The 25,454-nt window shown below is 72.2% G+C and carries 23 protein-coding genes and 1 riboswitch; of the genes, 11 read left to right on the top strand and 12 right to left on the bottom strand.

Going from position 1 to position 25,454, the window contains the following annotated elements; genetic code table 11:
• Positions 1-33 precede the first annotated feature (33 nt).
• Positions 34-2,079, bottom strand: a complete 2,046-nt coding sequence (locus ABD286_RS02105; RefSeq protein ID WP_344189799.1) for an ATP-binding protein — start codon at positions 2,077-2,079, stop codon at positions 34-36.
• Positions 2,080-2,518: 439 nt separating this feature from the next.
• Here ABD286_RS02105 and ABD286_RS02100 point away from each other — a divergent pair, with 439 nt between their 5' ends.
• Both ABD286_RS02100 and ABD286_RS02095 read left to right on the top strand, forming a co-directional pair.
• The gene (locus ABD286_RS02100) at positions 2,519-4,219 is read left to right on the top strand and encodes a glycoside hydrolase family 13 protein (protein ID WP_425565302.1); all 1,701 of its coding nucleotides are present in this window, start codon (positions 2,519-2,521) and stop codon (positions 4,217-4,219) included.
• 115 nt (positions 4,220-4,334) lie between these two features.
• Entirely contained in the window at positions 4,335-6,437 is a 2,103-nt protein-coding gene (locus ABD286_RS02095; protein ID WP_344189797.1) for a SpoIIE family protein phosphatase, read from the top strand.
• 105 nt (positions 6,438-6,542) lie between these two features.
• On the opposite strand, the gene ABD286_RS02090 is transcribed toward ABD286_RS02095, so the two are convergent.
• A complete protein-coding gene (locus ABD286_RS02090; RefSeq protein ID WP_344189794.1) occupies positions 6,543-7,298 on the bottom strand; it encodes a DUF4118 domain-containing protein in 756 nt (251 codons plus the stop codon).
• A gap of 147 nt (positions 7,299-7,445) precedes the next feature.
• Here ABD286_RS02090 and ABD286_RS02085 point away from each other — a divergent pair, with 147 nt between their 5' ends.
• Entirely contained in the window at positions 7,446-7,868 is a 423-nt protein-coding gene (locus ABD286_RS02085; RefSeq protein WP_344189792.1) for a VOC family protein, read from the top strand.
• A gap of 65 nt (positions 7,869-7,933) precedes the next feature.
• Here the strand turns inward: ABD286_RS02085 and ABD286_RS02080 are convergent, their stop codons facing one another.
• Entirely contained in the window at positions 7,934-8,917 is a 984-nt protein-coding gene (locus ABD286_RS02080; RefSeq protein ID WP_344189790.1) for a universal stress protein, read from the bottom strand.
• A gap of 141 nt (positions 8,918-9,058) precedes the next feature.
• Between ABD286_RS02080 and ABD286_RS02075 the strand changes: the two genes are divergently transcribed.
• A complete protein-coding gene (locus ABD286_RS02075; protein ID WP_344189788.1) occupies positions 9,059-9,724 on the top strand; it encodes a CBS domain-containing protein in 666 nt (221 codons plus the stop codon).
• 7 nt (positions 9,725-9,731) lie between these two features.
• Here the strand turns inward: ABD286_RS02075 and ABD286_RS02070 are convergent, their stop codons facing one another.
• The 3 genes from ABD286_RS02070 to ABD286_RS02060 all read right to left on the bottom strand — a co-directional run bounded on the left by ABD286_RS02070 (position 9,732) and on the right by ABD286_RS02060 (position 11,727).
• On the bottom strand, positions 9,732-10,451 hold the full coding sequence (locus tag ABD286_RS02070; protein ID WP_344189786.1) for a VOC family protein: 720 nt from the start codon (positions 10,449-10,451) through the stop codon (positions 9,732-9,734).
• 102 nt (positions 10,452-10,553) lie between these two features.
• The gene (locus ABD286_RS02065; RefSeq protein ID WP_344189784.1) at positions 10,554-11,141 is read right to left on the bottom strand and encodes a hypothetical protein; all 588 of its coding nucleotides are present in this window, start codon (positions 11,139-11,141) and stop codon (positions 10,554-10,556) included.
• A 52-nt stretch (positions 11,142-11,193) separates the two neighbouring features.
• Positions 11,194-11,727 carry a universal stress protein gene (locus tag ABD286_RS02060; RefSeq protein ID WP_344189782.1) on the bottom strand — a complete coding sequence of 178 codons (534 nt, stop codon included), beginning with the start codon at positions 11,725-11,727 and terminating at the stop codon, positions 11,194-11,196.
• Positions 11,728-11,824: 97 nt separating this feature from the next.
• Between ABD286_RS02060 and ABD286_RS02055 the strand changes: the two genes are divergently transcribed.
• Positions 11,825-13,549 (top strand): GAF domain-containing sensor histidine kinase, encoded by a 1,725-nt coding sequence (locus ABD286_RS02055; RefSeq protein ID WP_344189780.1) that lies wholly within the window; start codon positions 11,825-11,827, stop codon positions 13,547-13,549.
• Between the two features lie 73 nt (positions 13,550-13,622).
• Complete coding sequence (locus tag ABD286_RS02050; RefSeq protein WP_344189778.1) at positions 13,623-14,279, top strand: response regulator; 657 nt, start codon at positions 13,623-13,625, stop codon at positions 14,277-14,279.
• A 111-nt stretch (positions 14,280-14,390) separates the two neighbouring features.
• Here the strand turns inward: ABD286_RS02050 and ABD286_RS02045 are convergent, their stop codons facing one another.
• On the bottom strand, positions 14,391-14,840 hold the full coding sequence (locus ABD286_RS02045) for a pyridoxamine 5'-phosphate oxidase family protein (RefSeq protein ID WP_344189776.1): 450 nt from the start codon (positions 14,838-14,840) through the stop codon (positions 14,391-14,393).
• Between the two features lie 103 nt (positions 14,841-14,943).
• Positions 14,944-15,822: a universal stress protein gene (locus ABD286_RS02040; RefSeq protein ID WP_344189773.1), complete on the bottom strand. Its 879-nt coding sequence runs from the start codon at positions 15,820-15,822 to the stop codon at positions 14,944-14,946.
• 159 nt (positions 15,823-15,981) lie between these two features.
• Here ABD286_RS02040 and ABD286_RS02035 point away from each other — a divergent pair, with 159 nt between their 5' ends.
• Entirely contained in the window at positions 15,982-16,434 is a 453-nt protein-coding gene (locus ABD286_RS02035; protein WP_344189771.1) for a pyridoxamine 5'-phosphate oxidase family protein, read from the top strand.
• Positions 16,431-17,393, top strand: coding sequence for a universal stress protein (locus ABD286_RS02030; protein WP_344189769.1), 963 nt, complete (start codon positions 16,431-16,433; stop codon positions 17,391-17,393). The genes ABD286_RS02035 and ABD286_RS02030 overlap by 4 nt, the downstream gene beginning before the upstream one ends.
• 35 nt (positions 17,394-17,428) lie before the next feature.
• On the opposite strand, the gene ABD286_RS02025 is transcribed toward ABD286_RS02030, so the two are convergent.
• Entirely contained in the window at positions 17,429-18,676 is a 1,248-nt protein-coding gene (locus ABD286_RS02025) for a DUF4185 domain-containing protein (protein ID WP_344189767.1), read from the bottom strand.
• Positions 18,677-18,742: 66 nt separating this feature from the next.
• A riboswitch (cobalamin riboswitch) is annotated at positions 18,743-18,992 on the top strand.
• A gap of 131 nt (positions 18,993-19,123) precedes the next feature.
• On the opposite strand from ABD286_RS02025, the gene ABD286_RS02020 reads away from it, so the two are divergent.
• Positions 19,124-21,559, top strand: a complete 2,436-nt coding sequence (locus tag ABD286_RS02020; protein WP_344189765.1) for a ribonucleoside-diphosphate reductase subunit alpha — start codon at positions 19,124-19,126, stop codon at positions 21,557-21,559.
• Positions 21,556-22,611, top strand: a complete 1,056-nt coding sequence (locus ABD286_RS02015) for a ribonucleotide-diphosphate reductase subunit beta (protein ID WP_344189763.1) — start codon at positions 21,556-21,558, stop codon at positions 22,609-22,611. Before ABD286_RS02020 ends, ABD286_RS02015 begins: the two co-directional genes overlap by 4 nt.
• Positions 22,612-22,678: 67 nt before the next feature.
• Here the strand turns inward: ABD286_RS02015 and ABD286_RS02010 are convergent, their stop codons facing one another.
• On the bottom strand, positions 22,679-23,563 hold the full coding sequence (locus ABD286_RS02010; RefSeq protein ID WP_344189761.1) for a peptidase inhibitor family I36 protein: 885 nt from the start codon (positions 23,561-23,563) through the stop codon (positions 22,679-22,681).
• Positions 23,560-24,432, bottom strand: a complete 873-nt coding sequence (locus ABD286_RS02005) for a peptidase inhibitor family I36 protein (protein WP_344189759.1) — start codon at positions 24,430-24,432, stop codon at positions 23,560-23,562. The genes ABD286_RS02010 and ABD286_RS02005 overlap by 4 nt, the downstream gene beginning before the upstream one ends.
• 283 nt (positions 24,433-24,715) lie before the next feature.
• Between ABD286_RS02005 and ABD286_RS02000 the strand changes: the two genes are divergently transcribed.
• The gene (locus ABD286_RS02000) at positions 24,716-24,922 is read left to right on the top strand and encodes a hypothetical protein (RefSeq protein ID WP_344189757.1); all 207 of its coding nucleotides are present in this window, start codon (positions 24,716-24,718) and stop codon (positions 24,920-24,922) included.
• Between the two features lie 69 nt (positions 24,923-24,991).
• On the opposite strand, the gene ABD286_RS01995 is transcribed toward ABD286_RS02000, so the two are convergent.
• Positions 24,992-25,420 (bottom strand): OsmC family protein, encoded by a 429-nt coding sequence (locus tag ABD286_RS01995; RefSeq protein ID WP_344189755.1) that lies wholly within the window; start codon positions 25,418-25,420, stop codon positions 24,992-24,994.
• Positions 25,421-25,454: the final 34 nt, after the last annotated feature.

The raw sequence follows: 25,454 nt of genomic DNA, 5'->3' as shown, positions 1-25,454 counted from the left end.
TGAGGCCGACCCCGGCAGACCAGGTGCGACTCGTCAGGAGGTGGCGCCGTCGCCGCCGGCAGGGACGGGGACGCCATGGGTCTGCAGGAGGGGCAGGGTGAGGGTGAACACCGACCCACCCCCGCTGCGTGGGGCGTAGCCGACGTCCCCGTGGTGCGCGTGCGCGATGGAGCTGACGATGGTCAGCCCGAGCCCGGTGCCCTGGATCGCCTCGGCCTGGGCGGTGCTGGAGCGGAAGAAGCGTTCGAAGAGGCGGTGCGCCTCGGCCTCAGGCACTCCCATCCCGCTGTCCTCCACCGCGATCCGGACGACGTCATCCGCGGCGACGGTGACCCGCACCGTCACCCGGCCACCGGCCGGCGTGAACTTCAGCGCGTTCGACCCGAGGTTGAGCAGGGCGCGCTCGAGCTGGGCGAAGTCGCCCGCGACGAGCACCGGGTCGTGCGGAGCGACGACCGTGAGGGTCACCTCGGCGTCGCTGGACATCTTCTCCAAGGCCTCGGCCGCCTGCCACGCGCAGTGCACGACATCGACCTCCGACGCGGTGAACGAGAAGCTGCCGGCGTCCACGCGCGAGACCGCCAGCACGTCCTCGATGAGCGCCAGCAGGCGCTCGGCGTTGCGCTCGACCTTCTCCACCATGCCGCGCTGGAGCCGGTTGAGGTCACCGGCGTCTCCCTCGGTCAGCATCTCGGCGTAGCCGATGACACTGGTGATGGGGGTGCGCAGCTCGTGGCTGATGTTGGAGACGAAGTCGTCCTTGGCCTGGTCGAGCTCGGTCAGCCGCTCGACGGCGCGACGTTCCTTCTCCAGCGCCGACCTCAGCTGGGCCTCGGCCTCGCGGCGCTCGGTGATGTCGACGAGCTGCGCGGTGTAGAGGTCGCCGCCGTACTCCTCCAAGGGGGACAGCGTCACCTCGAGCCAGGCGCGGGAGGGCCGGGCCACCTGGACCTCGCCCTGCCACCCCTGGGCCGGGTCGTCCTCGCGGACGGCCGAGACGGGGGACCCCGGCACCACCCCGTCGACGTCGAGGGCGCTGAGGGGGTCGAGCAGGCCGGACCAGCTCTGGCCGAGCACGTCGCGCTCGGTGCGGCCGTCGCCCCCGGTGAGCAGGCGCAGCGCGACACCGTTGAGCTCGACGATCCGCAGCGCCCCGTGGTCGCGCTGGAGGAGCAGCATCCCGACCCGGGCGCCGTTGAAGCCGTGGCGGAACAACGCCTCGCTGCGCTGGAGCTCGGTCATCGCCTCCTGGCGCTGGCGGATCGCGACCGACAAGGGGAGGACCAGGAGGGCGGAGCAGACGACGAAGGTCTGGACGAGCGCGATGACGACCTCGGGTGGGTACCCGGCCGAGACGTGCGCGAACGGTCCACCCCCGATGGCGCTCAGGAGGGTGACGATCACCCCGGACAGGACGAGCTGGGCGTAGACGGTCCGCTGGCCCATGCGGACCGCACCCCACATGAGCGCCACGAAGGGGACGAACGACAGGGGGAGGCTCTGCCGCGGGCCGAACACCGCAGCCACGACGACGAGCAGGGTCAACCACTGGGCCACCCGCTCGCTAGGTCGCCGTTGCGGCGGTGCCGAGGCGCCGAGGAACCACGGCAGGACGAGCAGGAGTGCTGCGCCGTGCGAGGCCCCGACCGCACGGGCCACGGCCACGAAGTCACCGGTGCCCGTGAGCTGGACGGTGGCCCCCGCACCGACGGCGATCACGACGGCGCCCACGCCACAGGCGCGCAGGAACGCGCCGAGTCCGGCCATGCTCGACAGGGCCGACCGGGCGCCACCGGAGCGCAGCAGCAGGAGGGTGACGACCACCGTCTCGGCGAGGTTCGCCAGGGCGAAGCCCACGGACACGGCGAGCGGACGGTCGCCGACGAGGTTGCCCAGGACCGAGACGGCGAACAGCCCTGCACCGAGGACCCAGCGGTTGCGCCCGCGCATCCACAGCAGCGCCGCGACGGACACCCCGGCGGCCGGCCACCACGCCGCGACGCTCGAGCCGGGCGGTGCGAGGACGACCGACGTCAAGGTCAGCGCGAGCACGGTGAGCAGGACGCCCACGATCGCCACGACCGGTCGCGTCGAGCGGGGCAGCTGCTCGAACCATGCGCGGAGCGCCCCGTCGGGTCCCACCCGCGACGGCGCCGGCTCGGTGTGCGTGCGGGTCGCCCCCGCGCGTGGGTGCCCGTCGGCGGACCGTCGCGGCAGCGGGTCCCGGTGCCTGCCCGTCATGGCGTGGGCAGCCCTGAGGGCAGGCTTCGACCTTCGCGCGCAACGGACACGCGGACACCTGACTCTCGGGCGGGGGGAGGGACGGGGCAATTCTGCACGACGGGGGCCCCGGGTCCGGTCAGCGCGCGCCGACGAACCCCGATCGCCGGTGGGGGACAGGGGTATGGCGCCGGCGCCATACCCCTGTCCGCGGGGGTGCCGCGCCCACTAGGTTCGGTCCCGCACGCGCGGCGTCCGCGCCACCGTCCGTCCACCGTCGCCTTCCAGGAGCATCCCCATGAGCAGCGTCACGGACCACACCGACGGCCCCGGGTCGCCCGACGGGACGGGGCCGGAGGCTGGGGAGGCGACCACGTGGTGGCGCAGCGCCGTGATGTACCAGGTGTACCCGCGCAGCTTCGCCGACGGGAACGGCGACGGCGAGGGTGACCTCCCAGGTCTGCGCACCCGCCTGCCGTACCTCGCCGACCTCGGTGTCGACGGTCTGTGGATCTCGCCGTGGTTCCCGTCGCCGATGGCCGACGGCGGCTACGACGTCAGCGACTTCACCGACATCCACCCGATGTTCGGGACCCTCGAGGACGCCGACGCGGTGCTGCGCGAGGCGCGCGCTCTCGGCCTGCGCGTGATCATCGACCTCGTCCCCAACCACACCTCCGACCAGCACCCGTGGTTCCTCGCGGCGCTCGCAGGCGGCCCGCAGGCGCCGGAGCGGGCGCGGTACTTCTTCCGCGACGGTCGCGGGGAGGGTGGGGACGAACCGCCGAACAACTGGATCAGCGCCTTCGGCGGCCCGGCGTGGAGCCGCGTCACCGAGCCGGACGGGACCCCGGGCCAGTGGTACCTGCACCTCTTCGCCCCGGAGCAGCCGGACCTCGACTGGGGCAACCCCGACGTCCTCGACGACTTCGACGACGTCCTGCGGTTCTGGTTCGACCGCGGGGTCGACGGCCTGCGCATCGACGCCGCTCCGGCCATGGCGAAGAAGGCGGGCCTGCCGGACGCCGACTACGGCGGGGTGCTCCAGTTCCGCACCGTCGACTGGGACGACAACCCGCACTGGGACGTCGAGGCCGTGCACGACATCTTCCGCCGGTGGCGGGCGATCGCCGACACCTACGAGGGGGAGCGGGTCTTCGTGGCCGAGGCGGTGGTGAGCACCCCGGAGCGGCTCAGCAAGTACCTGCGTCCCGACGAGATGCACACCGCGTTCAACTTCCCCTACCTCAAGGGGCCGTGGGAGGCGGGCGCGCTGCGTGCCGTCATCGACGACACCCTGGCGTCCTTCGCCCCGACCGGCACCCCGTCCACGTGGGTGCTCACGAGCCACGACGAGATCCGTCCGGTGACCCGCTACGGCCGGACGACCACCAGCTCGTACTTCATCACCGACGGCGAGGGCGAGGTCCCCGACCTCGAGCTCGGCACCCGACGGGCCCGCGCCGCGGCGATGCTCATGCTGGCGCTGCCCGGGGGTGCGTACATCTACCAGGGCGAGGAGCTCGGGCTGCCCAACGTCGACGACCTGCCCGACGAGGTGCTCCAGGACCCGATGTTCCTGCGCAGCGGCGGGCAGATGCGGGGCCGCGACGGCTGCCGGGTGCCCCTGCCGTGGTCGGGGACCGTGCCGCCGTTCGGCTTCTCGCCGGACGGGGTGCAGCCGTGGCTGCCCCAGCCGTCGACGTGGCGCGACCTCACCGTCGAGGCCGAGCTCGCCGACCCCGACTCGATGCTGTCGCTGCACCGGACGGTCCTGCGCCTGCGCCGGCAGACCCCTGGTCTCGCCGAGGCCGGGCTGGCGTGGCGCAAGTCGGCCGAGTCCGTCCTCGACTTCGACCGCGGGCAGGCGCTGCGCTGCGTCGTGAACCTGTCCGACAACCCGGTGCCGCTCGAGGGTGCGACCGTCCTGGTGTCCAGCGTGCCGCTGGAGGACGGTGCCCTGCCGCCGGACGCCGCGGTGTGGCTCGACCCGCGGTGACCACGGACGGGTGGTGGTCGATAGGGCGCAATACCGGACGGTGCGTCCGCAAATGCCTCCCGGACATCCTGGGACCAGTTCACCGTCGGCTGCTCCGCCGAGGTACTGTCGCCCCGTGGATGCACGCACGGACCATGTAAGCGCAGGTCAGGACCTTGGACTGGCTGTCACCGACGACAGCGCCGAGGACACCGCCGACGTGGCCGCCGTCCCCGCCGTCGATGCTGCCGCCGATGCTGCGGTCGGGTCGCTGGCGACCGTCCGCGACGTGTTCGACCAGCTGAACGTCATGGTCGTCGCCTGGGAGGGGCCGGACCACATCGCCGTCGCCGCCAACGAGGAGTACCGCCGCTACGTCGGTCGTGACGCCTTCATCGGCCAGCCGTGGAACGAGGTGATGCCCGAGATCAAGGGGCAGCAGTTCCTCGAGATCCTCGACCGGGTCTACGCCTCGGGGGAGACCCATGTGGGCACCGAGTGGCGGTTCCAGATCCGTCGCGACGAGACCGACCAGCTCCACGAGATCTTCGTCGACTTCACCGTCACCCCGCGCCGGGACGCCGACGGGGCGACCATCGGGGCGGTCTGCTCCGTCGTCGACGTGACCGACCGCGTGCACGAGCGCCACGAGGCGGCGCTGCGCACCGCGCACGTGCAGGAGAGGTACGAGGCCGTGCACGACGTGGTCGTGGAGCTCCAGCGTGCCCTGCTGTCCATGTCCCTGCCCGTGCTGCCGACCGCGACGGTCGCCGCCCGCTACCTCGTCGCCGCCCACGACCAGGCCGCCGGTGGCGACTGGTTCGACGCCTTCGTCCTCGACGACGGCCGGCTCGCCCTCGTCGTCGGCGACGTGGTCGGCCACGGGGTCGTCGCCTCGGCGGCGATGGGCCAGCTGCGCGCCGTCCTCGAGGAGCTGCTGCGCACCGAACGTGAGCTCGAGACCGTGCTCGCCCGCCTCGACACGTATGCCGCCCACAGCCCGAGCATGCGTGCTGCGACGGTGGTCGTGGTCCTGCTCGACCCCGACACCGGGCAGGTCGTCTACGGCCGCTGCGGCCACCCCGCCCCCTTGGTGCTGTCCGAGGACGGCACCAGCCGCCTGCTCGACGCCGGCGTCGGCGGACCGCTCGGCACCGGCGCGGTCCAGTCCCTCGCCCACACGACCCTCGCCCCCGGCGAGGTCGTCCTGCTCTACAGCGACGGCCTGGTCGAGCGCAGTGGGCACTCCCTCGACGAGGGCGTCCGGGAGCTGGCCAGGGTGGCTGGTGACGCCGTGGCCAACCGCGCTCTCCCCGTCGGTGCAGCGGCCTCTGCCGCAGACCGGGTGGCCGAGCTCACCATGGAGCTCATGACCCGTGCGGGGCACGAGGACGACGTGACGGTGCTGGTCGCCCAGCGGCTGCGCCAGCGGGTCGAGGACCTCGACCTGCGGCTGACCGCGACCCGCGAGAGCCTGCACCAGGTCAATGCGTCCTTCGGTGCCTGGCTGGCTGGTCTGGGTCCGTCGGCCGCAGACCGGTTCGCCCTCGAGCTCGCCGTGACGGAGGCGGTGACCAACGTGATCGAGCACGCCTACCCCGTCGGTCGCCCCGGGGTCCTCAACGTGGTCGCGTCCGTCCTGCCCACCGGGGGCATCTCGGTGCGCATCGGTGACGAGGGGCGCTGGCGGGCACCGGTGCCCGCTGCGACCACCGGTGGCCGCGGCCTTCTGCTGATGTCTCAGGTCGTCGACGAGGCCGAGGTCCTGCACCCGCCGCAGTCGGCGAACGCCCCGGAGGGCGACCGGGGGACCACGGTCGTCCTGCGCCACCGGGCGCACCGCGACGCCGTGATGGCCTCCGGTCGCAGTCTCCTGCACGACGAGACGAAGGAGGGCGACATCCCGGACGCCGACTTCGACGTCTCCGTCGAGGACGACGACTCAGGTCCGCTGGTGCTGCTCACCGGCACCGTCGACCTCGACAGCGCCGAGCGGGCCCGGGCCGCCCTGCTCGGCGCGGCACGCGGTGGTGTCCGGTCCCTCACCATCGACCTCACCGGTGTCACCCAGCTGGCCAGTGCCGGGGTGCGGGCGCTGTTCGAGGTGCGCGAGCAGCTCGTCGCCAACCGCAAGCAGCTCGTTCTCGTGGCCGAGCCGGGCAGCCCGGCGGCGGTGGTGCTCGAGCTGGTCTCGTTGACCTACCACCACCCGGTCGTCGAGCCGCCACCCATCGCCTGACGGCACCGCGCCTGCAGGGCTCCGGCCGTCCCTGCGGTGGTGGCCCGCTGTCCCTGCGGTGGTGGCCCGGCTCGGGTGGTGTGTTCCTGAGCCGGTGGGCCGGGGTCAGGGGGTGCGCTGCGCCAGCAGGACCGTCGCCATCTGGTCCGCCAGCAGCACCGCGGTGCGGCGCTGGTCCCGCGTGGGTCGGGTGACCCTGGAGGCGCTCGTCAGCAGGAACGACCCGAGCACCTCACCCGACACCCTCACCTCGATCGCGACCTCGGTGTCGACCGGGAGGCCGTCGCGGTCGACGTCGTGGCTGCTGCCGCGCCCGACCAGTGCGCCGGCACGGGTCAGCCGGGGCAGCCCGGAGCCGACCGGACCGGCCGCGAAGCGGCAGCGGTCGAGCCCGAGCACCTCCGTGATGCGACGGCAGGTGTCCTCGACGAGCTCCTGCGGCGAGCGGTCGGGACCTTGGGCGGCGTCGGCACTGAGGACGAGGCCGTCGAGGAAGCCCGAGGCGCGGCTGGCCCGGGCCTGCTGGCGTCGCCCCCACAGGGACAGCTCGGTGACCGCCACCCCCACGACCACGAGCAGCGCCATCGCCTCGAGGTCCTCGGGGTCGTGGATCGCGAGCTGCCCGTACGGCGCGGTGAGGACGACGTCGAACCAGACGGCTGACGAGGCCGCCGTGACCAGACCTGCCGAGCGCGACCCGCTGGACGCCGCCGCCACGACGAGGACGACGAGGACGAGGACGGCAGGGGCGTTGCCCACCTCGTCGCGCAGGCCGGACAGGGCCAGGCAGGTCAGCAGGGGCAGCGCCGCAGCACCACACAGGACGACCGGGCGGCGGTGGAGCACGGTGGTGAGGGACATGCCTCCATCACGCCGCGTCGTGGCGCGGCGGTCAAGGTGCCTTGACGCGATCCATACGACGAACTCGCGTGCAGGTGTGCTGGGAGCCGTCGGCGTGGGCTCCTTCCCCGCGTTGCAGGCACCACCAGCGCGTGTGAGTGTGGGGAGATGCCACTAGCCGTCGAAGGATTCGCCCATGTCCGCCTCACCGTCACCGACATCGCCCGCTCCCGGGAGTTCTACGACTCCGTCTTCGGGTGGGACGTCGCCTTCGAGGTCCCCGAGGGAGCCGACGAGCAGACCCGCGAACAGCTCGGGTTCCTCTTCGGTGGCGTGATCTACAAGTTCGGCGGGGGCCTGTTCGGGCTCCGCCCGGTCGCGCCGGGGTCCGACGAGTTCTCGGAGGACCGGGTCGGCCTGGACCACGTGTCCTTCGCGGTCGCGTCGGTGGATGCGCTGACCGCCGCTGCGGCGACGCTGGACTCGCTCGGCGTCGCGCACGAGGAGATCAAGGACCTCGGGGAGATGGCCATCCTGGAGTTCCGTGACCCCGACGGGGTCGCCCTCGAGCTCACCGCACCGACCTCCTGAGGCTCGGCAGCGCCACCTGAGGCTCCCCACGGTCCCGCCGTGGGGAGCCTCCTCATCGGTGGGGCTCAGAGCCGTTCGCGCACCGGTGGCACCGGCAGGTGGAAGCCCTTGTGGTCACGACCTCGACGTGGGTGGTGCTCCGCAGGATCGGGCTCGGGAGGGTGGACCACCGCCACGGGACAGTGCGCCGCCCGGACGATGGCCTGGGACACCGAGCCCTTGACCCAGCCGGAGACGACGCCGCGGCCACGGGTCCCGACGACGAGCAGACAGGCGTTCTCGCTCTGGCGGGCGAGTTCCTCGACGGGGTGTCCCTGCGCCACGTCGCGCCGGACGTCGACCGTCGGGTACTGCTCGCCGAACCCGGCGAGTGCCTCGGCGACGACCGAGCGCTCCTGCTCGCCCACCTGCTCCCAGTCGACGGTCCAGGCCATGGAGGCCGCGGTCCCGTCCACGGCGTCGAGCTGCCAGGTGTGCACCACGGTGAGGCCCACGCCGCGCGACGACGCCTGCTCGAACGCGAAGGCGAGCGCCTCGGTCGAGGTCTGCGTGCCGTCGACGCCGACGACGACGCGCGCACCGGCGACCGAGCGCGTCGGGGCCTCGTGCACCACGACGACCGGGCAGTGGGCGTGGGCGCAGACGTGGGTCGACACCGACCCCAGCAGCATCCCTCGGAACGCGCCGAGACCGCGCGCCCCGACGACGACGAGGGCGGCCTCGCGCGAGGCCCGCACCAGCGCCTCGGCAGGGGAGCCGGCGCCGGTCTGCATCCGCACGTCGAGCTCGGGGTGCGAGGCGCGGACCCGGCCCACGGCCGCGGTGGTCGCCTGGACCGACGACTCACGCACGGAGTCGTCGAGGTCGGTCACGACGGTGCCTCCGGGGACGCCGGCACGGACGGCGGGGTACGTCGGCAGCGAGTAGGTGTGCACGACCAGGAGGTGGCAGCGGCGTCGTGCCGCTTCCTGCGCTGCCCACTCCAGGGCGAGGTCGCTGGTGTCCGACAGGTCGATGCCGACGACGACGGTGCGGGTGCTGGTGTCCATGGTGTGCTCCTGGTGGCTCGGTGCTGTCCACCTCCACGGTTGCCGCGAGATCGCTTCAGGCACAGGGCACTTGGTCCCTGTGCCCCGTGTCGTGCCGCGGCGAGGGTGGGTCCAGGACGTCCGCGACACCGAGGAGTTGCCATGCTGGTCCGCGAGATCATGACGGTGCCTGCCTACAGCCTCCCCACCGGGAGCACCCTCGAGGTCGCCATCCAGCTCCTGGCGAGGGCCAGGCTGTCGGCCCTCCCGGTGGTCGACGCGGACCACCACGTCGTCGGCATCGTCAGCGAGGCGGACGTCCTGCGCCTGCACCTCACCCCCGACCCGAGGGCGCACCTGCGTCCCGTCGAACCGTCGGAGTCGTCGGAGGCGTCGTGGCCTCGGCTCGTCGACGAGGTGATGACCCCGGACCCGGTGACCGTGCTGGAGTCGGCGGACGTCGCCGAGCTCGGTCAGATGCTGGCCGACACCGGGTGGAAGAGCGTGCCGGTGACCCGGGATCGGGTCCTGGTCGGCATCGTCAGCCGCAGCGACATCCTGCGGGCGATGACGACCTCCGACAGCGCCATCCGCCGCCACCTGACGCACGAGTTCGCCTCGCTCGGGCGGGCTGGCTGGTCGGTGAGCGTCACCGAGGGCGAGGTCACCGTCGCTGGGACACGCGGGGGTCGCGAGGCACGCCTCGCCCAGGTGATGGCCTCCGCCGTCCCGGGGGTACGGCGTGTGGTGCTCGCAGGCGCGACGGTGCCGGACGGGGACCCCTCGGTCGTGTCGGTGCCGAGCGAGGCCGTCGACGCGTCCGACTGAGGCGTCGTCAGGAGCTGACCGGCAGCACGCAGAACTCGTTGCCGGACGGGTCGGCGTAGAGGCGCCACGGCAACCCCTCGGCCAGGGGAGGGAGGGCTCGTCCGCCGTGCTCGACGACCTGGGCGCCGACCACGTCGGGGTCGTCACCGGTCTCGAGCCTGACGTCGAGGTGGAGCCGGTTCTTCGGCGAGCCCTTCGCGGCTGCCTCGGGACAGAGCTCGAGGAGGGGGCCCTTGCCGGACGGGTGCCGTAGGACGGTCGGGGAGTCCCCGGGGACCACGGTCCACCCCGTGAGCCAGGCCCAGAACCGAGCATCCCTCCCAGGGTCTGCCGAGTCGAGGGGCAGCGCCGCGATCGGTCCGGTGTCGGAGTAGGCCGCCCGGTCCTCCATCACGCAGAAGGCGTTGCCCTCCGGGTCGGCGAGCACCACCCACGGGACGTCGTCCTGACCGATGTCGAGGTGGCGTGCACCCAGACCGAGGAGCCGCTCGACCACCTCGGCCTGGCGTTCCCCACCCCGGAGGTCGAGGTGGAGCCGCAGCGGGTCGGTCGGGGCGTCTGGGACGCGCTGGAGGCACAGGTCGAGGACGGGTCCACCCTCGAGGCCGAGCCGGGTCTCGAAGCCGTCGGGCTCGTCGGTCAGGCGTTCGCCGCCGAGCGCCGCCTCCCAGAACCGGCCCAGCTCCTGGGGGCGGACGGCATCCAGCACGAGGTTCTCCAGGTACATGTCCCCACCGTAGAGCCGTCTGCCGACACCGAGGGGTGGCCCACGCGAGCCCGTCCCCACCGGATGGTGGGGACGGGCTCGCGTGGGCCACCCGACCGACGGCTACCGGAGCCAGTGGTGGTGGCGCACGACGGACAGACGCTCCCACGTGCTGCCCAGACCGAGGTGGTGGCCGGCACCGGCTCCGAGCAGGACCGCCAGGGCCAGCGCGTAGACGATGTGGTCGTCCATGAAGGGGTTGTTCGCCGGGGGCAGGGCCGCGCTCCACATCATGACCAGCAGGGCAGCGCCGGCCACGGTGGCGATCCGCATCCCGATGCCGAGCATGAGGGCCACACCGATTCCGAGGAGGCCGATCATGAACAGCCAGTCGGCCCAGGCCTGCCCGGCCATGCTGCCGTAGAAGTCCTTGAGCGGGCCGTCGGTGCCGAAGGACAGGAAGCCCTTGGTGGGCGACCCGCCGTTGACCCACGCGGCATCACCGAAGCGGTCCACCACGCCGGTCTCGGCGTCACGGCCGGTGGCGAAGCCCAGGGCGAAGGACTTGTCGAGGAAGGCCCAGAGGAAGACCCACCCCAGCGAGAGGCGCAGGAGTCCGAGAGCCGTGCCGAAACCGTGCGGCCTCGTCGCCTCGAGGGGCGCATCGGAGGTGGTGTCGGCCGATCCGCGGTGGCGCGAGATGGTGGTCATCGTCTTCTCCTTGTCATGCGGTGGTGAGCTCCGGGTCAGGTGGCCCGTTCCCTCAGTGCGATGTCGTCACCGGGGGCTCGACTGCAACGCTAGGCGCGGATTCCTCTGTGCCCCAGTGGCTTTGGTCCCTACTTGCCTGATCATTGCTGGCGCCGGTCCCGTCGCGCGGCACGATGTGGACCGGGCACCGGGCGTGGGCGCTGCAGTAGGCGCCGACCTCGCGGTCGCCTGTCGCGGCCTCGACCCGGTCGCGATCCTCGCCGACGACGAGACCGACGGCCTTGGCGCTGCGGGCGACGAGGACCGCGGCGGGGTCCCCGCCCGGGGACTCGAACGTCGCGCCGCGGTGCCTGCCGTGGCGCAGGGCCCTGAGCCCCGCAGCGAACGTCGCACTCTCCGCCTCGGCCCGCTCGCCCGGGTCGAGGCCCGACGGGACCACCTGCACGAAGTGGACCGAGGCCCCGAGGCTGCCCGCGAGCTCGACACCACGGAGGGCGACGCCCAGCGCCATACCGTCGTTGACCAGGCCCACGACCACCTCCCGGCCGGGGGCGTCGAGGGGGTGGGACCGTGCCGAGTGCGTCATGCACCCCAGTGTCCGCAGGCCGCCGCGTCCCGGCCACGGGCGAAGGTCCCGACCGAGGTCCTGTCGGTCGGCGGCGTCGGGCCCCTATCCTCGGCCCATGGAGCCCGGTGCAGGTCCCGAAGTGCACGTCCGGTCGTCACCCCAGACGGAGGGCCTCCTCGACGCGGTGCTGGCGGTCAGTGCGGGCCTGGAGCTGTCCGAGGTGCTGGCGCGCATCGTCCGCTCCGCCTGCACCCTCGTCGGCGCGCGGTACGGCGCCCTCGGGGTGCTGGCGCCGGACCGCGACCACCTCATGGAGTTCATCACCCACGGCCTGAGCGCCGAGCAGCGGGCGGCGATCGGCGACCCGCCCCGAGGACACGGCGTGCTCGGCCTGCTGATCCGGGACCCGCGCCCCCGGCGCATCGCCGACATCAACGCCCACCCGGACTCGTACGGGTTCCCCCCGAACCACCCGCCGATGACCAGCTTCCTGGGTGCTCCGGTGCGGGTGCGTGACGAGGTGTTCGGCAACCTCTACCTGGCGGTGAAGGAGGGCGCGGCGGAGTTCTCGGACGAGGACCAGGAGCTCGTCGTCGCGCTGGCCGCCGCGGCAGGTGTGGCCATCGAGAACGCGCGCCTGTACGAGCGAAGCCAGGTGCAGCGCCGCTGGGCGCAGGCCGTTGCCGACGTCACCCAGGCGCTGCTCGAAGGCGAGACCGAGGTCGCCGCCCTCGGGGTGATGGCCGAGCAGGTGTGCCGCGTCTCCGGTGCACGGGCCTGCGCGGTCGCCCTGGAGCGCGAGGGGCAGCCTCCCGTCGTCGACGTGGTGCACCGGCGGGACGGCGGCGCCGCGGTGCCGTGGCCGGGGCAGGACGGGTTCGGCGAGCTTGCGGGGCCGCACTGGGAGAGCGTCCGGGACGTGCGCCAACCCCTGCTCCTGATCCCGGGGGAGCAAGAGGGCGCAGTGGCCGAGATCGTCGACGACGTCGTGGCCATCACCGGGGTCGAGAGCTCGGGACCGACGGCGCTCGTGCCGATCGTCGCCGGTGCCACCGCCGTCGGGGCGCTGCTGGTCTGCTGGGAGTCGGCTGACGAGGACGTCGCCTCCGGCGTGCTGGGGCCGCTCCACGAGTTCGCGCAGCACGTGGGTCTGGCTCTGGTCGCCGCCAGCGCCCAGCAGGACCGGGCGGTCGTGGCCCTGCTCGAGGACCGCGAACGCATCGCCCGCGACATGCACGACCACGTGATCCAGCGCCTGTTCGCGACCGGGTTGTCCCTGCAGGCCAGCGGCCGGCTGGCCCAGCACCCGGTCGTGCGTTCGCGGATCGAGGAGGCGGTGGTCGAGCTCGACCTCGCCATCAAGGACATCCGGCAGGCGATCTACCAGCTCACACCGTTGCAGGCGCCGAGCGGCCTGCGCAGCCGGGTCGAGGAGCTCGTCGAGAGCTACTCCGACGTCCTGGGCTTCACCGCGACCCTCGAGCTCTTCGGCGAGGCGACCGGCATCACGGCCGAGCAGGAGCAGGACGTGTTCGCCGTGGTCCGCGAAGGCCTCGCGAACGTCGCCCGGCACGCCCGGGCGACCTCGGCGTCGGTCCGGGTCTCCATGGGACCGCGGATCGAGGTGGTGATCGTCGACGACGGGGTCGGCGCGCCGTCGACGGGTCGCCGCAGCGGCCTGACCAACCTCGCCGAACGAGCTGCTGCCAGGGGTGGTCAGTGCGAGGTCGCGGCGGCGCACCCGAAGGGGACCCGGCTCACGTGGACGGTCCCGACGGGCGGCGGTGCTGCCCCGGCCGGACGAGCGGGGCGGGCGGCGGGACCATGGTCCTCGGACTGAGCCCGCGGTCGTGCCATCGTGGAGCGGCGAGCGTCACCGCCGCCCGGCCCGGAGCCACACCCGAAGGAGCACCATGACGACGATCTTCCTCCTCGACGACCACGAGATCGTCCGACGCGGACTGCGCGAGCTGCTCGAGGGCACACCGGGATTCAGCGTCATCGGGGAGTCCGGGTCCGCGCAGGAGGCCGCCCGCCGCATACCGGCCCTGCGCCCCGACGTCGCGATCTTCGACGCGCGGCTCCCGGACGGGTCCGGCATCGAGGCGTGCCGACAAGTGAGGTCGGTCGACCCCTCCATCGCCGGGCTCATCCTCACCTCCTTCGACGACGACACGGCCCTCACCGCCGCGATCCTCGCGGGGGCGGCCGGGTACCTCCTCAAGGACATCCGCGGCAACGGCCTCGTCGAGGCCATCGCCCGCGTCGCCCGCGGTGAGAACCTGCTGGACCCCGAGCGGGCCCGACGGGTGCGCTCGGACTGGGCCGACGACCGTGACGCCGACCCGCGGATGCGGTCGCTGAGCCCCCAGGAACGCCGGATCCTCGACCACATCGCTGCCGGCCTGACGAACCGGCAGATCGGGGAGGCGATGTCGTTGGCCGAGAAGACCGTGAAGAACTACGTCACCTCGGTCCTGGCCAAGATGGGTATGGAGCGGCGCACCCAGGCGGCGGTGTACGTCGCCACCCACGGCGGGGACGGTCGGGCCGGACGTCCGGTCCCGTAGGCAGCAGGCAGGCTCCGGTCCCCCTCGGCGAGTGGGTCGTCCGACGCTGGGGCCGGGTGGTCGCCGGAGCCGGGTCCGGGTGTCCCGGACCGTGTCCCCGAGGCTCACCGGTCAGCGCGGGAGGATCGCGCGGCCCGTCACCTGGCGGGTCGAGACGCGCACCCACCTCGCGTCCGCGTCCAGCGGCACCCAGGGGCGGCGGGCGGTACCCACGAGGCGGGCCACCTCGTCCTCGTCGGTGACGACCGAGGCGGTCCCGTGGACCAGCACCGACCAACCCGTGCGCGACTCGGCATCCCAGTCGTCGACCTGGAACGACACCGCGTCGCCGTCGACCGCAGCCTGGACCTTCGAGCCACCCGAGGTGCGGAAGCAGACGTCGACCCCGTCGAGGACGTGGTTGACCGGGAGGACGGCGATCTCGCCGTCGAGCGGGAAGGCGAGGCGGCCCACCGGTGCCTCGCCCAGCCGCAGCAGGGACTCGTCCAGACCCATGACGCGCAACCCTGTGTGGTCGGTGGCCGGGACCGGTTCGGTCCTGGCGGTGTCGAGGTCGGGCATGGCGAGCTCCTGGGTGCTGGGTCGGGCGTCGGATCCGGTGCTGGGTGGGGTGCTGGGTTCTGGGTTCTGGTGGTGGTTCTCGGCGGTGGCCGAGGGTGTCGGCTCAGTCGACGGGGCGGTGCGTGGAGGGGACGACCGTCAGGGGGCACCGGGTGTGCGTGATGAGCGAGGCGCTGACCGACCCGAGCAGCAGGCCGGTGAAGCCACCCCGGCCGCGGCTGCCGACGACGAGCAGCTGCCCGTCGCGCGACTCCTCGGCCAGGACCGTCGCGGCGTGACCGCGGACGAGGGTCGTCGAGACCTGCACGTCGGGGTACTTCTCCTGCCACCCGGCGAGCATCTCGGCCACCTCCAGCCGTTGGGTCTCGGCGACGTCGCGCCAGGCACCCTCCCAGTCGCGTCCGGAGAGGAACGGGTCCGGCTCCTCCCACCACCAGGTGTGCACGGCGAGGAGGGCGGTGCCCCGGGCCGAGGCCTCGGCGAACGCCCAGGCGACGGCCGGGACGGAGTGCTCGGACGCGTCGACGCCCACGACCACCGGGCCGTGGGTGCTCCAGTCGCCCGCATGGGGCGTCAGCAGGACGGGGCAGCCGGCGTGGGCCGCCACCGCCCGGCTCGTCGAGCCGAGCAGGATGCCGCTGGCCCGGCCGAGCCCTCCCGCGTCGACCACCACGAGGTCCGCGGTCCGGCTGGCTGCCACGAGGGCTGCCGCAGGGTCGGCGACGACGGTCTCCCGGGTCACCTCGAGATCCGGCGCCGCCTCCCGGGCGCGCTGGGCGGCGGCCTCGGAGACGAGGTCCTGGACCCCGAGCCGTTCGGTGGTCCACGGCACGATCCCCACGCCGGTGGCGTGCAGCACGTGCAGCGGACGGTGCAGTCGACGCGCCTCGTCCACCGCGACGTCCAGGGCCCGGTGCGCCGCCGCCGAACCGTCGACGCCGACAACCACAGCGTGCCGCGGCTGCGTGTCCAACCTCGTCATGACCTGCTCCTCTCGCTGGGTGCTCTCCACCACGGTCGCGCCGGCCGGGCGGGCCGGGGAGGGGCGAAGGTCCCGTCGCCGCGCACCACCCGGGCCGTGCGGACGGGGACGGGACCTTGGCCCCATACGGGGGGCGCACTCAGGGGGGACGCTGCTTCCATGACCACCAGCACGGAACAAGGCACGCACGAGATCCCCCTGCACGAGTGCTGGGCACTCCTGCGGGACGCCGTCGTCGGACGGCTGGCGACGGCCATCGACGGGCATCCGGAGATCTTCCCGGTCAACCACGTGGTCGACCACGCGACGATCGTCATCCGCACCGCCGCCGGGACCAAGCTCGAGAGCGCCGCTGGCCAGCCGGTCGCCTTCGAGGTCGACGGGTACGACGTCGGGTCCGCCTCGGCCTGGAGCGTGGTCGTCAAGGGCCGCGCCACCGAGGTGTCTCAGCTGCACGACGTCCTCGACGCGATGTCCCTGCCGCTCTTCCCCTGGCACGACTCGGTCAAGCCGCACTTCCTGCGCGTCGGCGCGGACGAGGTCACCGGTCGTCGATTCTCCGTCAGCGGAGGAGCCCATCGCCCGCCCATCGACCACGCGCCGACGTCATGAACCGCGAGGACGGCGAGGAGGGACAGGACCGGCCCGCCGCGACGCCCCTCGTGCTCGTGGGGTGCGACGGCTCGTGGGAGTCGATGGAGGCGGTCGACGTCGCCGTCGAGGAGGCGCGGTGGCACGCAGCGCCCCTCGTGCTCGTGACCGTCCAGGACGAGACCGGGCACGGGGCCCGGACCCTCGGTGACTGGACGAGGAACACCGCCGCCGTGGCGGACGAGGCACGGTCGATCGGGGAGCGGTCCCTCGAACGCGTCGGTGGGCGCGTCCCCGACGTCACGGTCCTGTCCGTCCCGTCGACGGCGGCTGCCGAACTTCGCGAGATCGCCTGCAGGGCAACGGTTCTCGTGCTGGGTCGACACGGTGCGTCGGGCCGGGTCGCCTTCACCTCCGGCTCCACGAGCGACCAGCTGACCCGCTTGGTGCGGTGTCCCGTCCTCGTCACCGGATCCCGCGGCTCCTCCGTCCGGGAGCCGGTGCACCTGGCCGCCGGACACCACCGCCCCGCGGTCGTGGTCGGTGTCGACGACTCGCCGGCGGCAGAGGTCGTCCTCTCCGTGGCGGTGCGTGAGGCGCAGCACCGCGGGTGGCCCCTCACCGTCATCCACTCCCTCGGCCACCGGGCGCAGGAGGTGCACGTCGAGGCGGCGGCGATCTGGGCGCGGCACGGCGACCTGCTGCTGGCCGGACGCAGCCCCGACCACTCCCTCGCGCGGGTCGTGGTGGAGGCGGGGCCGCCGGTGGGCGCCCTGCTCGACCACGCCGAGTCGGGCGACCTGCTCGTCGTCGGCACCCGCGGCGAGGGACGGCTGGCTGGTTTCACCCCCGGGTCCGTCGCGCACGGGGTGCTCGAGGCGATGCGGTGCGACGTCCTGGTCGTGCCCCCAGCCGCAGTGACGGTCGCGGTGACGGCCGCTGGCGACCCCGACCGCAGCGACCCCTGGCCGGGGCGGTGACGGACGGGACCTCGCCCTGAGGTGCTCCGGTCGCCCTAGGGCCGGTCGATCTCGGCGAAGACCGGTCGACCGAGGGTCGGCTCGGCCAGCAGGCGGCCGAAGTCGGTGGTGTTGCGTGAGATCGAGATGAGCAGCCTGCCGTCGGCGAGGCGGATGCCGGGGTGGGCCAGGGGGGCGTAGCGCAGCTGGCCCGACGGGTCCCGGAACTGCGCCCGCACCCCGCGCCTCGGCGTCCAGGGCCCGGTGGGGGAGTCGGAGGTCCACGAGTAGACGGTGCTGCCGAGGTCGCCGTCGCGCTTGGAGACGACGACGAACCGTCCGTCCACGACGTCCACCGACAGGGTCTGCGACACCCCGCCCTGCGCGGGGAGCACGGGAGCGGCAGCCTCTGGGGTGCTCGTCCACCGCGAGCCGTCCCAGAACTCCCACGTCCTGCGGTCGCGAGCCTCCGCGGCGGGGGCGCGGGCGACGTGCAGGGACCGTCCGAAGGAGTCGGGGGAGGGCAGCCGGGTGCCGTAGACGTAGATCCACGGCCCGGCCACGGTCATCGCCGAACCCCAGTTGACCTGGGTCGGATCGGGGTCGTCCGGGGTGATGTCCAGCTGGCTGTCCAGACGGGGCGCACCGTCACCCGTCGCGTCGAAAACTGTTGCGCTGCTTCCGAGATAGGTGAAGTCGAACGCTCCCGAGGTCCCGCGTCGGATGCGCGCCGAGATGACGACGAGCACCGTCTGCCCACCCCGCTCGAGGGTGGCCACGGACATCGGCCAGTGCACGGTCCCGTCCGCCCGGTCGGGGATGACCGGTCCGCTGTCCCGGGTCTGCACCTGCGAGGTGCACAACCCGGTCGTGACGAGCATCGAGTTGGCCACCACGCGCGGACGCACGCCGTCCGCGCGGACCGTGTCGCCGAAAACCCAGACGATGCGACCGTCGGGAAGCCTCGTGCTGGCCCCGATGTCGCCGGCCTGCCACAGGGGCAGGTCGAGACCGGCGACGACGCGGTTGAGCTCGGCCACCGTGACGGTCCGGTTCGACGCGACGGCGGGCATGGTCGGGCAGGCCGGGGTGAGCAACGGGTATGCCGCCGCACCGGCCGGTGTGCCCGGCTCCACCGTGGTGCGGCGCTGCGCGCCGGGCCCCGCGCCCTCCCGGGCCGGGCTGCACCCGGCTGCCGCGCCGAGGGCGGTGGTCGCCGCCAGAGCCCAGGCCGCGACGACGCGGCGCGCGCGGCGGGTGGCGACGACGCGGGTCAAGCTGCCGGGGCGCTGGGACAGGGGCACGGGTGAATCGTAGGGACGCGACACGCGGACCCCACATGTGGTGCTGTGCATCCCTGCCACTGCCCGCATATGGTGTGTCTCGCTGGTCCGGGATCTGTGCACACGGGTTCCGGGGCAAGAGGGAACCCGGTGCGATTCCGGGACTGCCCCGCAGCGGTAAGCGGAAACGACAGCCGTCACCAAGCACTGCACGCCTCGGCGTGTGGGAAGCGACGGCCAGTAGGTGTCACCCCGGAGCCACGGCCCGTCCCCGGACGGTCCGCCGGTAGGGACGGGTCCGCGAGTCCGAAGACCTGCCAGCGGCCGCGCACACCGTGCGCGGTTGAGTCGTGGCCTCGAGGGTGGGTCACCCGGCTTCTGCAGTCCCGTGACGGTGCGCCGGCACGGCTGCGTCGTCGTCCCCTCCTTGCGCCCACGGCACCGAATCGCTCGCGAGGAGAGAGCAGGATGACCCAGACCCCCGTGGCCGAACCCTCGGCCACCAGCACCACCACACCGCCCCGTCGCACCACCATGGCCGTGCGGAAGCGCAACGGCGACAGCGAGCCCGTCGACGTGATGAAGATCGTGCGAGCCGTCGAGCGCTGGTGCGACGACCTCGGCGAGGTCGACCCGATGGCGATCGCCACCCGGACCATCAGCGGCCTCTACGACGGGGCGACGACGGCCGAGCTCGACCGCCTGTCGATCCAGACCGCCGCCGAGATGACCGCGGCCGAGCCGGAGTACTCCCGGCTCGCGGCGCGCCTGCTGTCGAACTACATCGACAAGGAGGTGCGCGGTCAGCAGATCGCGTCGTTCAGCCAGGCCGTGCGGCTGGGCCACCTCGAGGGTCTCATCGGTGACGAGACGGCGGCGTTCGTCGAGGCGAACGCCCGCAAGCTCGACCACGCCGTCGACGTGACCAACGACCGGCGCTTCGAGTACTTCGGCCTCCGGACCGTCTACGACCGCTACCTGCTGCGCCACCCCGAGACCCGCAGCGTCATCGAGACCCCGCAGTACTTCCTGCTGCGCGTCGCCTGCGGCCTGTCGCGGACCCCGCAGGAGGCGATCGCCTTCTACCGCCTGATGGCCTCGCTGGCCTACCTGCCCAGCTCGCCGACCCTGTTCAACTCCGGCACGCGGCACACCCAGATGTCGTCGTGCTACCTCGTGGACTCCCCGCAGGACCAGCTCGAGTCGATCTACGACCGCTACGCACAGGTGGCCAAGCTGTCGAAGTTCGCTGGTGGCATCGGCATCTCGTGGTCGCGGGTGCGATCGCGCGGTGCCCTGATCCGTGGCACGAACGGCCACTCCAACGGCATCGTCCCGTGGCTGCGCACCCTCGACTCCTCGGTGTCCGCGGTCAACCAGGGCGGCCGCCGCAAGGGTGCCGCCTGCGTCTACCTCGAGCCGTGGCACCCCGACATCGAGGAGTTCCTCGAGCTGCGCGACAACACCGGCGAGGACGCCCGTCGCACCCACAACCTCAACCTCGCCAACTGGATCCCCGACGAGTTCATGCGACGGGTGGAGGCCGACGAGCAGTGGAGCCTCATCGACCCGGACCAGGTGCCCGAGCTCCCGGACCTGTGGGGCCCCGCGTTCGAGGAGGCGTATGCCGCCGCGGAGCGGGACGGGCGCGTCGTGCGCACCGTCGGTGCGCGTGAGCTCTACGGCAAGATGATGCGGACCCTGGCCCAGACCGGCAACGGCTGGATGACGTTCAAGGACGCCAGCAACCGCACCTGCAACCAGACCAGCGACGAGCAGCGTCCGGGGGCCCCGGTCGTGCACCTGTCGAACCTGTGCACCGAGATCATCGAGGTCTCCAGCAACGACGAGACGGCTGTCTGCAACCTCGGCTCGGTCAACCTCGCCCAGCACCTCACGCCCGGCCGCGACGCCGTCGACTGGGAGAAGCTGCGGGCAACCGTGCGCACCGCCGTGACCTACCTCGACCGGGTCATCGACATCAACTACTACCCGAGCGAGGAGTCGGCAGCCTCCAACCCGCGCTGGCGTCCCGTCGGCCTCGGCGTGATGGGCCTGCAGGACGTCTTCTTCGCGCTGCACCTGCCGTTCGACTCCGACGAGGCCAAGGAGCTGTCGACGCGGATCGCGGAGGAGGTCTACCTCTCGGCCCTGGAGCGGTCGACCGAGCTGGCGTCCGAGCACGGCCCGCACCCGGCATACGAGCAGACCCGGGCCGCGCGCGGCCACCTGCAGCCCGACCTCTGGGACGTCACGCCGACCCAGACCGAGCGTTGGGAGAGCCTCCGGAAGGCCATCGAGGAGAACGGACTCCGCAACTCCCTGCTCATCGCCATCGCGCCGACGGCGACGATCGCCTCGATCGCCGGGGTGTACGAGTGCATCGAGCCGCAGGTGTCGACGCTGTTCAAGCGCGAGACGCTGTCGGGGGAGTTCCTCCAGGTCAACACGGCGCTGGTCCGCGAGCTCAAGGCTCGCGGGCTCTGGACGCCGGAGGTGCGTGAGTCGATCAAGCGCAGCGAGGGCTCGGTGCAGGGGATCGCGGCGATCCCGGCCGACCTGCGGCACCTGTTCCGAACGGCCTGGGAGCTGCCGCAGAAGGCGCTCATCGAGCTGGCTGCAGCGCGACAGCCCTACATCGACCAGAGCCAGTCGCTCAACCTGTTCCTCGCCTCGCCGACCATCGGGAAGCTCAGCTCGATGTACCTCTACGCGTGGAAGGCCGGGCTCAAGACGACGTACTACCTGCGGTCCAGGCCGGCCACCCGCATCCAGCAGGCGACGATCGGCCTGACCGCCGCGACGCCCGCGGCTCCTGACACGATCCCCACCCCCACCGTGACCGACGAGGCCGCCATCGCGTGCTCCCTCGAGAACCCCGAGACCTGCGAGGCCTGCGAATGACGACCACGACCGACACCACCCACACCACCGCGGACGCCGTGCCGACCGCCGAGAAGATGCTGCTCGACCCGGGCATGAACCTCACGCTGCGGCCGATGCGCTACCCGCACTTCTACGAGCGGTACCGCGATGCCATCAAGAACACCTGGACCGTCGAGGAGGTCGACCTGCACAGCGACCTCAAGGACCTCCAGCGGCTGACGGCCGCCGAGCGGCACCTCGTCAGCCGGCTCGTCGCGTTCTTCGCGACCGGCGACACGATCGTCGCGAACAACCTGGTGCTCAACCTCTACCAGCACGTGAACTCCCCGGAGGGGCGGCTCTACCTCAGTCGGCAGCTGTTCGAGGAGGCCGTGCACGTCCAGTTCTACCTGACTCTGCTCGACACCTACGTGCCCGACGAGAAGGAGCGGCACGAGGCCTTCGCCGCCGTCGACAACATCCCGTCGATCAAGGCCAAGGCGGACTTCTGCTTCGAGTGGATCGACTCGGTCTTCGAGCTCGACCGGCTCGAGACCCGTGAGCACCGACGCGCCTTCCTGCTCAACCTGATCTGCTTCGCGGCGTGCATCGAGGGGCTGTTCTTCTACGGCGCCTTCGCCTACGTGTACTTCCTGCGGTCGCGAGGGCTGCTCAACGGCTTGGCCAGTGGCACCAACTGGGTGTTCCGGGACGAGTCGATGCACATGGCGTTCGCCTTCGACGTCGTGGAGACGGTTCGGGCGGAGGAGCCGGACCTGTTCGACGACGAGCTCGCTGCCCAGGTGCGCGCGATGATGCGTGCCGCCGTCGACGCCGAGGCGCTGTTCGCCGAGGACCTGCTGGGCGGGGGAGTCGCGGGCCTGTCCACCGCCGACATGAGGACGTACCTCGAGTCGGTGGCCGACCGCCGGCTCGAGCAGCTCGGTCTCGAGCCGGAGTACGGCTCGAAGAACCCCCTCGCGTTCATGGAGCTCCAGGACGTGCAGGAGCTGTCGAACTTCTTCGAGCGGCGGGTGTCGGCCTACCAGATGGGCGTCAGCGGGGCCGTGGGCTTCGACGAGGACTTCTGAGCCTCGCCCGGCGCAGCGACGGGTCCCCTCCCACGAGGGAGGGGACCCGTCGTGCGTGCCCGGGACGTCAGTCGCCGTAGGGGTTCTGGATCGACACGTGCACGTGGTCGTAGTGACCGCCGGTCACACCCGACCCTCCGGTGTACGTGCGCCAGCCCTCCGAGGACCGGGCGACGCTCCAGATCTTGCCGTCCCAGATCACGTACCGGACCTGGAGGCGGACGGCGTACTGCCGCAGCCAGTTCGCCAGCTTCCACCCCTGGTCCCGCTGGGCCGCGGAGGGGTAGGACCCGATCGCGTTCGAGATGGTGCAGTCCAGCGCGTTGCCGGTGTTGTGGTTGCTCGTCGACGGCTGGTAGTCGCGGTAGCCGCCGACGTAGCACTCACGTTCCCCGGTGAGGCGGGCGATCTCGTCGTCGACGAACTTGGTCCGCGCTGTCGCGTTGGGGGCCACCGTCGTCGCCGAGGGGTACGGGTTGGTGTTCGGCGCGCCATACGTGCCACCCGTGCCGCCACCGGAACCGAACCGGTGCGAAGCATTCTCGTTCTTGAGAGCGGCCTTGAGGTTCACCTTGGCGCCGGCGGCGAAGGTCTGGCTGTCGCCGGCGTACCCGCTGTTGTAGAACACCGTGACCGAGCCGCCCGTGCGGTTCCAGACCGACGCCGCGTTGTTCTTGACGCACTGGCCCTGGCCGGCGCCCGCGCCCTTGAACTCGTAGCACTCGGGCTGAGTGGCACCGTAGTCGTCGATGGAGCCGGCGAAGTCGGACACCGACCCGGCGTGGTCGCTGTTGTAGTAGAGGCAGAACTCCCCGGACTGACAGACGCCGTCGCGGGCGGCGGCCTGCGCCGGTGGCGCCGTGACCAGCAGCGCCGCGGTGATGCCGACGGCGGCCAGCAGGGCCTGGCCGGGGCGCCCAGTGGACCGGATTCGCGTGGTGAGGGTGCTCATCGGACGTTGTACCCCCGGGCCTGCCAGAACGAGTTCGGGTTCGGGTTGTCGAGCACCGGGTCGTTGACGCTCTTGGCCGCCAGCGTCTTGCGGCCCAGGCGCATCTCGACGTGGGTGTGCGTCGCCGAGGTGCCACGGGCGGCCTCGGTCGCGATCTGCTGGCCCTTGCTGATGCTGTCGCCGGTGTCCACGCTGTCGAGCGGGTTGGTGTGCAGGTAGATGATCGTCTTGTCGAAGGTCGCGTTGTAGACGGCGATGGTGGACAAGCTGCTGCCGCCCTCGACGACGTTCGTCACGGTGCCTCCGAGCAGGGCCTTGACCCCCGAGCCGCTGCCCTTGGCGAAGTCGATGCCCTCGTGGCGGCCGGGAGTGCTCTCGTAGCCGTCGAAGCCGGTGGTGAGCCGTCCGCCGCCGCCGGTGTAGAGCGCGTCGGACATGTCGACCTTGGTCGTCGTGCCGCCGCCACCGAGCTGGTGGGAGGCGTTCTCGTTCTTCAGCGTCGCGTTGAGGTTGACCTTGGCGCCGGAGGCGAAGGTCTGGCTGTCGCCGGAGTAGCCGCTGTTGTAGTAGACGGTCACCGAGCCGCTGGTGCGGTTCCAGACCGACGCGGCGTTGTTCTTGACGCACTGGCCCTGGCCGGCGCCCGCGCCCTTGAACTCGTAGCACTCCGGCTGCGTCGCGCCGTAGTCGCTGATCGACCCGGTGAAGTCGGAGACCGACCCGGCGTGGTCGCTGTTGTAATAGAGGCAGAACTCCCCGGACTGACAGATGCCGTCCCGGGCGGCCGCCTGCGCCGTGGGCGCAGCCAGCAGGACGGTGGCACCGAGCACGGCACCGGTGAGCGTGGCGTGGACGAGTTTCCTGGACAAGACAGATCTCCTGATCTCCTGTGGCAGCCCGCCGTCTTCCCCGACGGGCCGTCCCCCTGCGAACGTGTCCGCGCCGTACGGCCCGCCCCCGCGGGTCCTGTGGACATGTCCACCGGCTCGGCCAGTTCGATCTGTCCTGATAGTTCTTGGTCTGAGGTGGTTTGTCCATCTGCGAATGGTCAAGAACTGCACCGGGATTCGTCGGCGCCCCGGTAGGTGGCTCCGTGTTGCACGGTTCGCCGCCGAACGTTCAGTGCGCGTTCATCCGGGTTAGGGTCGATCCATGAAGCCTGTGCGCGTGGCCCTGGGTGCCTTCCTCGTCCTGATCGGGGTGGTCTGGTTCCTCCAGGGCATCGACGTGCTCGGGGGCAGCGTGATGAGCGGGGTGACCCTGTGGGCCGTCATCGGCCCCCTCGTCGCGGTCGTCGGGGCGGTCCTCGCCGCGAGCGGGCTGCGCGGTGGACGCCACCGCCCGCTGGACCAGGACTGACCGACTGACTGACCGACTGACCGACCGACCGACCGACCGGCTCGCGGAGCCGGTCGGCCTGGTGGCGGTTCAGCCCTCGAAGGTGACCTCGAGCGTGATCGGCACCGCCGAGAGTGCCTGGCTCACCGGGCACCCGGCCTTGGCCGCCTGGGCGGCCTCGTCGAACTGCTCGGCGGACAGGCCCGGCACCACGCCGTTGACGGACAGGGCGATCCCCGTGATGCCGGTGCCGGGCTGGAACGTCACCGCTGCCTTGGTGTCGATGGACGTGGCCGGGGTGCCCGCCTGGGCCAGCCCGTGGGACAGCGCCATCGAGAAGCAGGTCGAGTGGGCGGCGGCGATGAGCTCCTCGGGGCTCGTGCGCCCGTTGGCCTCCTCGGCCCGGGAGGGCCAGGTGACGTCGTAGGTCCCGAGGCCCGAGGAGTCGAAGGTGACCTGGCCGGCACCCTCCATGAGGGAGCCTTCCCAGTGGGCAGAGGCGTTGCGGGTGGTGGCCATGGTTTCTCCTGGTGGTGGTGGGGGTGGTGGACGC

The sequence above is a fragment of the Pedococcus aerophilus genome (genome assembly GCF_039532215.1).
Lineage (GTDB): Bacteria > Actinomycetota > Actinomycetes > Actinomycetales > Dermatophilaceae > Pedococcus > Pedococcus aerophilus.
This window is presented reverse-complemented; position numbering and strand designations above follow the sequence as displayed.

What these genes read in the sequence shown, in the direction of transcription:
- ABD286_RS02080 (WP_344189790.1), bottom strand. Translation starts at nt 8,917, where the DNA reads ATGGACACCAGCACCCGCACCGTCGTCGTCGGCATCGACCTGTCGGAC.
- ABD286_RS02030 (WP_344189769.1), top strand. Translation starts at nt 16,431, where the DNA reads ATGAACCGCGAGGACGGCGAGGAGGGACAGGACCGGCCCGCCGCGACG.
- ABD286_RS02060 (WP_344189782.1), bottom strand. Translation starts at nt 11,727, where the DNA reads ATGACGCACTCGGCACGGTCCCACCCCCTCGACGCCCCCGGCCGGGAG.
- ABD286_RS02015 (WP_344189763.1), top strand. Translation starts at nt 21,556, where the DNA reads ATGACGACCACGACCGACACCACCCACACCACCGCGGACGCCGTGCCG.
- ABD286_RS02020 (WP_344189765.1), top strand. Translation starts at nt 19,124, where the DNA reads ATGACCCAGACCCCCGTGGCCGAACCCTCGGCCACCAGCACCACCACA.
- ABD286_RS02045 (WP_344189776.1), bottom strand. Translation starts at nt 14,840, where the DNA reads ATGCCCGACCTCGACACCGCCAGGACCGAACCGGTCCCGGCCACCGAC.
- ABD286_RS02055 (WP_344189780.1), top strand. Translation starts at nt 11,825, where the DNA reads ATGGAGCCCGGTGCAGGTCCCGAAGTGCACGTCCGGTCGTCACCCCAG.
- ABD286_RS02075 (WP_344189788.1), top strand. Translation starts at nt 9,059, where the DNA reads ATGCTGGTCCGCGAGATCATGACGGTGCCTGCCTACAGCCTCCCCACC.
- ABD286_RS02035 (WP_344189771.1), top strand. Translation starts at nt 15,982, where the DNA reads ATGACCACCAGCACGGAACAAGGCACGCACGAGATCCCCCTGCACGAG.
- ABD286_RS02040 (WP_344189773.1), bottom strand. Translation starts at nt 15,822, where the DNA reads ATGACGAGGTTGGACACGCAGCCGCGGCACGCTGTGGTTGTCGGCGTC.
- ABD286_RS01995 (WP_344189755.1), bottom strand. Translation starts at nt 25,420, where the DNA reads ATGGCCACCACCCGCAACGCCTCTGCCCACTGGGAAGGCTCCCTCATG.
- ABD286_RS02070 (WP_344189786.1), bottom strand. Translation starts at nt 10,451, where the DNA reads ATGTACCTGGAGAACCTCGTGCTGGATGCCGTCCGCCCCCAGGAGCTG.
- ABD286_RS02085 (WP_344189792.1), top strand. Translation starts at nt 7,446, where the DNA reads ATGCCACTAGCCGTCGAAGGATTCGCCCATGTCCGCCTCACCGTCACC.
- ABD286_RS02090 (WP_344189794.1), bottom strand. Translation starts at nt 7,298, where the DNA reads ATGTCCCTCACCACCGTGCTCCACCGCCGCCCGGTCGTCCTGTGTGGT.
- ABD286_RS02050 (WP_344189778.1), top strand. Translation starts at nt 13,623, where the DNA reads ATGACGACGATCTTCCTCCTCGACGACCACGAGATCGTCCGACGCGGA.
- ABD286_RS02100 (WP_425565302.1), top strand. Translation starts at nt 2,519, where the DNA reads ATGAGCAGCGTCACGGACCACACCGACGGCCCCGGGTCGCCCGACGGG.
- ABD286_RS02010 (WP_344189761.1), bottom strand. Translation starts at nt 23,563, where the DNA reads ATGAGCACCCTCACCACGCGAATCCGGTCCACTGGGCGCCCCGGCCAG.
- ABD286_RS02000 (WP_344189757.1), top strand. Translation starts at nt 24,716, where the DNA reads ATGAAGCCTGTGCGCGTGGCCCTGGGTGCCTTCCTCGTCCTGATCGGG.
- ABD286_RS02065 (WP_344189784.1), bottom strand. Translation starts at nt 11,141, where the DNA reads ATGACCACCATCTCGCGCCACCGCGGATCGGCCGACACCACCTCCGAT.